The sequence below is a fragment of the Allofournierella massiliensis genome (assembly GCF_004345265.1).
Classification (GTDB): domain Bacteria; phylum Bacillota; class Clostridia; order Oscillospirales; family Ruminococcaceae; genus Allofournierella; species Allofournierella massiliensis.
The window spans coordinates 21230-31061 of record NZ_SLUM01000036.1 but is presented as its reverse complement, the minus strand read 5'-3'; the positions used below and the strand labels follow the sequence as shown (position 1 = coordinate 31061).

The following is a 9832-nucleotide window of genomic DNA, read 5'->3' as shown; positions in this document are numbered from 1 at the left end:
CCTGACATTTCACTGCTTTTTCCACCTGTCTTCTTGTTTTCAAACAGAAAACCTGCTCTGGCCTGATTGCCAAAGCAGGTTTTTCTACAGGCTGAGACCGGCATGCAATTTTGCATGCCGGTCTTTCGAGCTTTTTATGAGGCTGCTTTGCAGCTTAGTACATGCCGCCCATACCGCCCATGTCGGGGGCAGCGGGAGCAGCGGCGGGCTGCTCGGGCTCATCGGCAACCAGGCTCTCGGTGGTCAGAACCATGGAAGCAACACTGGCTGCGTTCTCCAGAGCGGAACGGGTTACCTTGGTGGGATCCACGATGCCGGCCTCGATCATGTCGCAGTACTGCTCCTTCTGAGCGTCAAAGCCGTAGTTGGACTTGCCGGAGCTCAGGATCTTGTCGATGATAACGCTGCCTTCCAGACCGGCGTTCTGAGCAATCTGGCGCAGAGGAGCTTCCAGAGCCTTCAGCACAATGCGGGCGCCGGTACGCTCGTCGCCTTCCAGCTCATCGCATACCTTCTGTACAGCGGGGATGGCGTTAATGGCAGCAGTGCCGCCGCCGGCCACAATGCCCTCTTCCACGGCAGCCTTGGTGGCGTTCAGGGCGTCCTCAATGCGCAGCTTCTTGTCCTTCATTTCCACTTCGGTGGCAGCGCCCACGCGGATTACCGCAACACCGCCGGCCAGCTTGGCCAGACGCTCCTGCAGCTTCTCACGGTCGAAATCGCTGGTGGAGCTTTCCATCTGGGCACGGATCTGGTTCACGCGCTCCTTGATCAGCTCCTTGGCACCGGCACCATCCACGATGGTGGTGGTTTCCTTGGTCACCTTGACCTGACGGGCACGGCCCAGCATATCAACGGTGGTCTCCTTCAGGTCGTAGCCCAGCTCCTCGCTGATGACCTGGCCACCGGTCAGGATGGCGATATCCTGCAGCATCTCCTTGCGGCGGTCGCCAAAGCCGGGAGCCTTAACGGCCACGCAGGTAAAGGTGCCACGCAGACGGTTCACGATCAGGGTGGACAGAGCCTCGCCCTCAACGTCTTCGGCGATGATGACCAGCTTCTTGCCGCTCTGGACGATCTGCTCCAGCAGGGGCAGGATGTCCTGAATTACACTGATCTTCTTATCGGTGATCAGGATGTAGGCATCGTCGATCACGGCCTCCATCTTCTCGGTATCGGTTACCATGTAGGGAGTGATGTAGCCGCGGTCGAACTGCATACCTTCCACAACTTCAGAGTAGGTCTCGGCGGTCTTGCTCTCCTCGATGGTGATTACACCGTCGGCAGTAACCTTCTCCATGGCTTCCGCGATCAGTTCGCCGACAGCGGCGTCATCAGCAGAAACAGTGGCAACACGGGCAATGTCCTTGGTGCCGTCTACCTTTTTGCTGTTGGCAGCAAAGGCAGAAACAGCGGCCTTAACAGCCTTCTGCATACCGCGCTTTACATCCATGGGGTTGGCACCGGCAGCAACGTTCTTCATGCCTTCGTGTACCAGAGCCTGCGCCAGAACGGTGGCGGTGGTGGTACCGTCGCCCGCGATGTCATTGGTCTTGGTGGCGACTTCACGCACCAGCTGAGCGCCCATGTTCTCGAACACGTCCTTCAGCTCAATCTCCTTGGCGATGGTAACGCCATCGTTGGTGATCACAGGGCTGCCGAACTTCTTGCCCAGCACCACGTTGCGGCCCTTGGGGCCCATGGTGATGCGGACGGTGTCAGCCAGGGTATCAATACCAGCGGAAAGGGCCTTGCGGGCAGCCTCGCCATGCAGAATTTGTTTTGCCATAATGAATCTCTCCTTTTATTGCAGGATGCGCAGTGCGCATTCGATCAGTCGATGTTTTAACGCAGATCGGAAGATTACTCCTCCACGATGGCCAGAATATCGCTCTGGCGTACGATGGTGCATTCCTCGCCGTCCACCTTCACTTCGGTGCCGGAGTACTTGCTGGTGAGAACCTTATCGCCTACCTTGACGATCATCTCCACTTCCTTGCCATCTACCATGCCGCCGGGGCCAACTGCCAGAACCTCGGCCACCTGGGGCTTCTCCTTGGCGGAACCGGCCAGGATGATGCCGCTCTTGGTGGTTTCTTCGGCTTCAACGGTCTTGATCACAACGCGATCTGCAAGAGGCTTGATTTTCATGGAAGATATCCTCCTATTCAAAATAAATTTTATGATAACAAAAATTTGTTTAGCACTCATTCTCCCTGAGTGCTAATGTATATTTTAGTCGCTCTTCCATCAAAAATCAAGTGGATAAATAAAAAAATTTTTGTGAACAAACCATGATTATGCCCTGTAGAATTCCATTATACCGTTCGCTGCGCTCTTTTTCTGCGCTTCTTCCCCGTTTTTAGCAATACCTGCCTTCGCTTTGCTGAACCTCTTTTACTTGCAAGTGTCGAAAGTGGAAGGACGCAGAGTATTTTTCCGGGTCGGCCACGGGTATATGGCGACAGCAGCTTTGCCCTTGCGGCCTGGGACCCGACTTGCAGCTGAAAAAACGGTGACACCGTGATGCTGGGAACAGAACGCCTGGAAATTGCAGGGCTTCTGAAATACGATCCTTTTCGTTCTGATGGGTTAACCGGAGGGCAGCTTACTCTGATTGTTTCCGATGAAACTTTTGCCCGTTTGACCGGCATAACCGATTATGCCCTGCTGATGATTAAACTTCGGCAGATGTGCCGGACGAAACAGTGGAGGCCATCCGCCAGCTGGCGAAGGAAAACGGATGGGCTATGACCGACAGGCGAGAACAGAGCACCCGCGGAACCTATCTGGCCTTTACCGCCTGCGTGTATGGCTTTTTGAGCATTATCGCACTGGTTGCCGTGCTCAACATTGTCAACTGCATTTCCATGAGCGTGACTGCCAGAATCCGACAATACGGCGCAATGCGGGCAGTGGGTATGGATGAGCAGCAAATTACCCGAATGATTGCCGCTCAGGCGTTCACCTATGCCCTGACCGGCTGTGTCTCAGGCTGTGCGGTCGGATTACCACTGAGCCGCTTGCTCTATGGTTTTCTGATTCTGAAGCATTTCCCTTATGCGGTGTGGCAATTCCCGTTCGGCCGTCTGGTCGTGGTTTTTGTGTTTGTGCTTTTTGCAGCCGCAGCAGCAGTCTGGGCGCCTGCCCGGCGGATTCAGCGGATGTCCGTAACCGAAACAGTCAATGAGCTGTAACTTCTTTTTTGTAAAGAAAAACGGCAGCGTGACAGGATCAGCTCCTTCACGCTGCCGTTTTTGGTTTTATCTGTTGAAGGCAACATCTTTGCACAATGCGGAAAGTTCTGTATCCAGAACGGAACGAGGCAGCACAATCTGCGCGGCAGCGGGAAGCACATGTGCCCGCAGACTGCTGTAGGGAGCGCACTCCCCGTCTCTTGTTACCACGATGGGACGGCCGTCAAGGGTGTCCAGCTGCAGGCGGCGCACCTTTCTGGCCAGAATGATATCGCGATAGGCCGGAGCTACCTGATCCCCCCGCATGTGCAGGCCCTTCTGATAGTCGCCGATCAGGCGGGCAATTTGAAGCCGGCCGATTTTTCGAACCAGAATCAGCTCCAGAAAGCCATCATTCATACAGGCATGAGGCGCAGCCAGAAAGCCGCCCCCGTAGGTGGAGCCATTGCAGAGCGCAAGCATCAGAAAATCTCCGGTGATGATCTCATCATCCGCACAGATGCGAAGCCGATGCCCCAGCGGCCCGCTCACTGCCTGAAGGATGGACAGTTTATATGCCATGGAACCGCCGCACAGCGGGATACGGCGAAATTTCGGAATGCCGTATGCTACCTGCGCATCCAGTCCGGCGGAGCAGATGGCCACTGCAATCCCCTGATCGGTTTCAATCAGATCCATGGGAACCGCTTCGCCCTGAATCAGATCCTCCAGATTGAGAAACGGCGCGCTGCCGCCGAAGTTTCGCACAAAGTCATTTCCGCTGCCGCAAGGCACGCAGGCAACCTGTGCATTGGCATGGCCATAGGCTCCGCGCAACACCTCATTCAGAGTTCCGTCTCCCCCGCAGGCATACAGCCGAACAGGGCCTTCCTGTTCGGCCTGCCGCTGTGCCAGTTCCACACCATGGCCCGGTTTTTCCGTCAGAAGAATCTGGTAATTCAGATGTTGCTGTGCCGCCGCCTGAATAATCCGCGGAACCAGCAAACCGCTGGCATCCGCCTTGCCGGAAACGGGATTTACAATAAAAACATGCCGCAACGGCTATGCCCTCCTGTCAGCGCATTTAACGCTTTGATATTGATGTGATGCCCTTATTATACAAAATCCAGTCGTCGCCGCCAAGTATTAATGCCGATGAATAACCTGATTCCGGATTGCCCATACTCATTGCAGGACAATGCGGCTGCGCCGCAAGAAAGGCCGGATGTTATGCAGATCTTTGCTGAAGTGGGAAAAATCACCATTACAAGTCTGGTTTCCATCGTGGTTCTGTTTGGTTTGTGTAAGCTGGTTGGACAACGTCAGATCAGCCAGATGAGTCTGTTTGATTATGTAACCAGTATCACCATTGGATCCATTGCCGCCGAACTGGCCACAGATCTGGAAGCCTGGTGGCAACCGCTCACTGCCACCGTAGTGTATGGAGTGGCCGCGCTGTGCATCGACCTGTTCACCTGCAAATCCATTGCACTGCGTCGTTTTTTCAATGGTCGGCCGGTGGTACTGTATCAGAATGGTCGGCTTTATCCGGAAAATCTCCTGCGTGCACGGCTGGATCTGAATGAATTTCTGAGCCAATGCCGCGTGGCAGGCTATTTTGACTTGACTCAACTGGAATCTGCCGTACTGGAAACCAATGGTCAGATCAGCTTTTTGCCGGCTGCGCCCTTCCGCCCTGCTACGCCGTCGGATTTTCAGCTTTCCCCTCAACCCGAGGGTCTTTGGTCTGCGCTGATTCTGGACGGTTCCCCTCTTTGTGAAAATCTGGCCGCTGTGGGGCAAACAATCGGCTGGCTGCAAGAGCAGCTGACCGCCCGGGGATACAAAAGCCCTAAGGAAGTGTTCCTGGCCATGTATGGCCCGCAGGGCCAGCTGAAGGTTTATCCCCGACAATGCCGACCGGAGCACGACTGGTTCGAATGAGTACAAAAAAGGGCGTGCAGCCTTTCAGCTGCACGCCCTTCGTGCGTTTGAATCAGTAACCCGGACCGATTACTTGAAGTAACGGTTCAGCAGGCCCTGCATGCCGCGGCCGTGACGAGCCTCGTCCTTAGCCATCTCGTGAACGGTGTCATGGATAGCATCCAGGCCCAGCTCCTTGGCCTTCTTGGCCAGATCCATCTTGCCGGAGCAAGCGCCGCACTCAGCGTCAACACGCATCTGCAGGTTCTTCTGGGTGCTGTCGGTCAGAACCTCGCCCAGCAGCTCGGCAAACTTGGCAGCATGCTCAGCCTCTTCGAAAGCGTAACGCTTCCAGGCCTCGGCGATCTCGGGGTAACCCTCACGATCAGCAACGCGGCTCATGGCCAGGTACATGCCAACCTCGCTGCACTCGCCGTTGAAGTTCATGCGCAGGCCTTCGATGATCTCCTCGGGAACACCCTCCTTGGCGATGCCAACCACGTGCTCGGTCACGTAGGTGTTCTCGGTCTTCTCAACGAACTTATCCTTGGGGGCCTTGCAAACGGGGCAGAAATCGGGGGCAGCGCCCTCGGCAATGTAACCACATACGGTGCAAACAAACTTGGACATAGTATTCATCCTCCAGTATTTGAATTTTCAGCTCTTGACTCGGAATCGGTCCGTAAATAGGAACCGTTCTTTGTTATAGCTAAAGTATAGCATCAAAGTATAGTTTCGTCAAGCACTATTTTCAGATTATTTTGAAAAAATTACAATTTCTTAATATTAAAGCCCATTCGGCCCAGCGCAGGCAGCAAGGCAGACAGACTGGAGCTGGTTACAAGGCCCATGGCAAGGCCGGAAACAATGAGGACCGGCGCATAGGTCAACGCCAGTGTACTGCTGAGCACAATGCTTGCGCCAATAAGCTGCCCGATGTTATGGGCCAGTGCCCCGCAAACCGACAGAATAAAGTAGGTGATATGTTTGCCGAACAAACGGAACAGAACCCACATCACCAGAAGCGACAGCAGCCCTCCGCACAGCGAAAGAAAGCCGGCCACCACGCCACGGGTAAGCATCACGAAAAAGGATTTGAGCAATGCCAGGCTCAATGCCTGTTTGGCCCCCATGAAAAACAGTGCGTACATGACCACAATGTTGGCCAGACCGATTTTCACGCCGGGCATCAGGCCCAGCATGGGGGCAATAGCAGATTCCGCAAACGACAGCGCCATTGCCAGCGCAAACAACAGGCCGGACAGTGCAATCTGCCGTGTCTTATTTTGGGAGGGACGCATGAATTCAATTTCTCCTTATAATGTAATATCAGTGTTTACCGATTTGAGACAATAACAATCCAGTTTGATTGTAAAGTGCCCGGGCAGTTCTGTCAAGCACAAGGTCTTTCTTCTCAGGTGAATAAAGTGTAAATTTTCTGTCAATGCTACCGGTACAGCTTGCAATTCCACTTAATATAGTATAAAATCAATTACATAACTTTCCAGGAAAGGAAGAAGAATCAATGAAAAAACTCATCGCGATTGCACTGTCTGCCGCTGTTCTTGCTCTTGGGCTGGTTGGCTGTGGCGGCCAGGAAAGCAGCAAAGCATATAATCTGAACGACATCGTTACCGCTGTGGAGAGCGCGAACCCCATCGCTAATCCCCGCGACGTGGACGACAATTTCATCACTCTGGATATGCTGCTCACTAAGGACAACATCGAAGAATATGCCGGAAAGGTTTCCAACGATCAGGCCGACAGTGCTCTGATTGTTGCGGTGAAGGCTGTGGAAGGCAAGGGCGATGCGGTCAAGACCGAAATGGAAGCCTATAAGACCAGCATCTCCACCGGCGGCCTGTACGCAGAGTTTGCCGACAAGGAAGCTGCCGCCAAGGACGCTCGCATCGTACAGCAGGGCGACTACGTTGTGATGGTGGTTGCCAACACCAACGGTGCGGATTACAGTGCCATCGACACCGCGCTGGACGAAGCGCTGAAATAACCCCCTCACCAGGACAAAGCTTTTGGCCGGTACCACCAGACGGCGGTACCGGCTTTTTTGTAAAGGAGTGTCGCAAGCTTGCTGTTCAGTACCATTCTGTTTTTGTTCCGCTTTCTGCCGATCACGCTGGCGCTGTATTACATTGCCCCCTACAAGCTGAAAAACCTGGCGCTGTTTGTCTGCAGCCTGGTGTTCTATTCCTGGGGTGAGGTGCGTTTCTTCCCGGTGATGGTCGTGCTGATCCTCATCAACTATTTCTCCGGTCTTGCCATTGAGCGGTTCGATCACTCGGATAAAATGCGTCGGGTGTTCCTGATTATTTCCATCGTGGGCAGCCTGTCCATGCTGGTGTTCTTCAAGTATACCAACTTTATCATCAGCACCATCAATGCACTTACCGGGATGTCCATTGGTATGGTGGAAGCAGCCACGGTGCTGCCGCTTGGTATCAGCTTCTACACCTTCCAGACCATGAGCTATTCCATCGACGTATACCGCCGGGATGTAAAAGCCGAGCACAATATCATCGATTTCGGCGCGTATGTGGTCATGTTCCCCCAGCTGATTGCCGGCCCCATCGTAAAATACCGCGATGTGGCAGCCCAGCTGCATGTTTATAAAGACCGCTACCGCCTCAAGCAGATCGAGGAGGGCATCTGCCTGTTTGTATTCGGTCTGGCCAAAAAGGTTCTGATTGCAGATACCGTAAGCAAACTGTGGTACGACATCATCGGCACCTACAACGACCAACATATTATCGCTGCCGGCGGCGCCGGTGTTGGCCTGGAAAATGCCAGCACGCCGCTGGTCTGGCTGGGTCTGCTGGCCTATTCCCTGCAGCTTTATTTTGACTTCTCCGGTTACTCGCTGATGGGCATCGGCATGGGCAAGATGCTGGGCTTTGACTTCCCCATGAACTTCAACATGCCCTACATCGCCCGCAGCATCACCGATTTCTGGCGGCGCTGGCACATGACACTGTCCGGCTGGTTCCGGGAATATGTGTACATCCCCCTGGGCGGTAATCGCCGGGGTCTGAAGCGTCAGATCTTCAACATGTTCGTGGTCTGGACTCTGACCGGTATCTGGCACGGTGCCGACTGGAACTTCATCTTCTGGGGCATCTATTACTTCATTCTGCTGGCCATCGAAAAAATCTTCCTTTTGAAGAAGCTCCAGACCGGCCGCATCTGGCCCCACATTTACACCCTGTTCCTGGTGGCTGTGGGCTGGGCGCTGTTCGTGGGCAATGAGGATGGCGTGGGCCTGGCCCTTCTGATGCAGAAGCTGTTCATTCCCTCCGGCGGTGTTTCCTGCCTGTACTTCCTGCGCAATTACGGCGTACTGCTGGTGGTGGCGATTATCTGCTGCACCCCGGTGCCCCTGCGCATCTACGACTGGCTGAAAAAGCATACCGTGCTTAAAATCATCGTGGTGTTCGCCCTGCTGCTGATGTGCATTGCCTACATTGTGGCATCCACCAACAGCCCGTTCCTGTATTTCCGTTTCTAAGGGAGGGGATCGCATGAAAGAAAAATTGAAAGAGTTGAAGCAGTATCCCCTGCTGGTGCTGTTTTTCCTGTTTATTTTCTGCTTTATGATCGCGGATGGGCTTTGGCCCAAGCGTGCGGAATCCGAGCTGGAGCGTCGGCCACTTGCTCAATTCCCCGACTTCAGCTTTTCCAGCCTGGTGAAAAACGAATGGACCGCCGATTACGGCGAATACACCAAAGATCAGGTGATTGGGCGTAACGGCTGGCTCAAGGCACAAAGCCTGTGTGAGAGCCTGTTGTTCCAGAAGGAAGAAATCGGCGGTGCGATGATCGGCAAAAATGATGCACTGTTTACCAAGATGTTCGCCCTGACTCCCAATGAAGAAAAGCTGCTGCAGAAAAACACCACTCTGGTGCAGCAGTTCATTGAAAAATTCCCCGGTCAGGTCACCTTCCTGCTGGCTCCCTCCTCCAGCGTGATCAATGCGGAGGAGCTGCCTGCAAACGCACCCATGCTGGATGAGAACGCCCGACTGGACAGCATTTTTGAAACGGTGGGCACAGCGAACAGTCTGGATCTGCGTGATACCTTCACCGCAGCCAAGGATGATATTCAGCTGTATTACGACACCGATCATCACTGGACCAGCTACGGCGCATATCTTGCTTACCAGCAGTTCTGCCAGCTGCGCGGGCTGACCCTCATGGAAGTTACCGAAAGTGACTGCACCATTGTGCCTGATTTCTACGGCACAACCTATTCCAAGGCATTGTACTGGAAGAGCAAGCCGGATAGTATTGCGTATCTGGATCTGCCCAACACCATGACCGTATGGGAGGTCTCCCCCACCTTTGAGCTTACCGAAAATTTCACTGCCACCATGTACGACAAATCCAAACTGGAAACCGGCGACAAGTATGCCATGTTCCTGTATGGTAACAACGGCTACTCCACCATTGAAGGCGATGGTGAGGGCAGCATTCTGGTGGTGAAGGACAGCTATGCCAACAGCTTCATCCCCTATCTGACCGCAAATTATGCCCGCATCGGGGTAATCGATCCCCGCGGCTTTGGCCTGAGCGTGGCAGACTTTGCGCAGCAGGAAGGCTACGACGAGGTTCTGCTTCTGTTCAACTTCCAGTCCTTTAAGGAAAGCACTTTCCTGAGCTGCCTGAACATTTCCAATTGATCCAACGAAAACGGAGGGGTTTTTTACCCCTCCGTTTTTACG

Annotated in this window: 10 protein-coding genes; 5 read left to right on the top strand and 5 right to left on the bottom strand. The window is 53.9% G+C overall.

Going from position 1 to position 9832, the window contains the following annotated elements:
* Nucleotides 1-154: 154 nt before the first annotated feature.
* On the bottom strand, nucleotides 155-1789 hold the full coding sequence (gene groL, locus EDD77_RS16015; protein ID WP_058963031.1) for a chaperonin GroEL: 1635 nt from the start codon (nucleotides 1787-1789) through the stop codon (nucleotides 155-157).
* A 74-nt stretch (nucleotides 1790-1863) separates the two neighbouring features.
* Nucleotides 1864-2151 carry a co-chaperone GroES gene (locus EDD77_RS16010; protein ID WP_058963032.1) on the bottom strand — a complete coding sequence of 96 codons (288 nt, stop codon included), beginning with the start codon at nucleotides 2149-2151 and terminating at the stop codon, nucleotides 1864-1866.
* A gap of 542 nt (nucleotides 2152-2693) precedes the next feature.
* On the opposite strand from EDD77_RS16010, the gene EDD77_RS16005 reads away from it, so the two are divergent.
* Nucleotides 2694-3197 (top strand): ABC transporter permease, encoded by a 504-nt coding sequence (locus EDD77_RS16005; protein ID WP_242868293.1) that lies wholly within the window; start codon nucleotides 2694-2696, stop codon nucleotides 3195-3197.
* A 66-nt stretch (nucleotides 3198-3263) separates the two neighbouring features.
* On the opposite strand, the gene EDD77_RS16000 is transcribed toward EDD77_RS16005, so the two are convergent.
* Nucleotides 3264-4235: a diacylglycerol/lipid kinase family protein gene (locus tag EDD77_RS16000; RefSeq protein ID WP_058963035.1), complete on the bottom strand. Its 972-nt coding sequence runs from the start codon at nucleotides 4233-4235 to the stop codon at nucleotides 3264-3266.
* Nucleotides 4236-4406: 171 nt separating this feature from the next.
* Here EDD77_RS16000 and EDD77_RS15995 point away from each other — a divergent pair, with 171 nt between their 5' ends.
* Nucleotides 4407-5120, top strand: a complete 714-nt coding sequence (locus tag EDD77_RS15995; RefSeq protein WP_058963036.1) for a DUF421 domain-containing protein — start codon at nucleotides 4407-4409, stop codon at nucleotides 5118-5120.
* A 69-nt stretch (nucleotides 5121-5189) separates the two neighbouring features.
* Here the strand turns inward: EDD77_RS15995 and EDD77_RS15990 are convergent, their stop codons facing one another.
* Together EDD77_RS15990 and EDD77_RS15985 are read right to left on the bottom strand one after the other, a co-directional pair.
* Nucleotides 5190-5729: an NADH peroxidase gene (locus EDD77_RS15990; RefSeq protein ID WP_058963037.1), complete on the bottom strand. Its 540-nt coding sequence runs from the start codon at nucleotides 5727-5729 to the stop codon at nucleotides 5190-5192.
* Between the two features lie 140 nt (nucleotides 5730-5869).
* Nucleotides 5870-6400, bottom strand: coding sequence for a Gx transporter family protein (locus EDD77_RS15985; protein ID WP_058963038.1), 531 nt, complete (start codon nucleotides 6398-6400; stop codon nucleotides 5870-5872).
* 224 nt (nucleotides 6401-6624) lie between these two features.
* Between EDD77_RS15985 and EDD77_RS15980 the strand changes: the two genes are divergently transcribed.
* From EDD77_RS15980 to EDD77_RS15970, 3 genes are all read left to right on the top strand, one after another.
* Nucleotides 6625-7107 (top strand): DUF4358 domain-containing protein, encoded by a 483-nt coding sequence (locus EDD77_RS15980; RefSeq protein ID WP_058963039.1) that lies wholly within the window; start codon nucleotides 6625-6627, stop codon nucleotides 7105-7107.
* A 78-nt stretch (nucleotides 7108-7185) separates the two neighbouring features.
* Nucleotides 7186-8619, top strand: coding sequence for an MBOAT family O-acyltransferase (locus EDD77_RS15975; protein WP_058963040.1), 1434 nt, complete (start codon nucleotides 7186-7188; stop codon nucleotides 8617-8619).
* 13 nt (nucleotides 8620-8632) lie between these two features.
* The gene (locus EDD77_RS15970; protein WP_058963041.1) at nucleotides 8633-9790 is read left to right on the top strand and encodes a DHHW family protein; all 1158 of its coding nucleotides are present in this window, start codon (nucleotides 8633-8635) and stop codon (nucleotides 9788-9790) included.
* Nucleotides 9791-9832 lie beyond the last annotated feature (42 nt).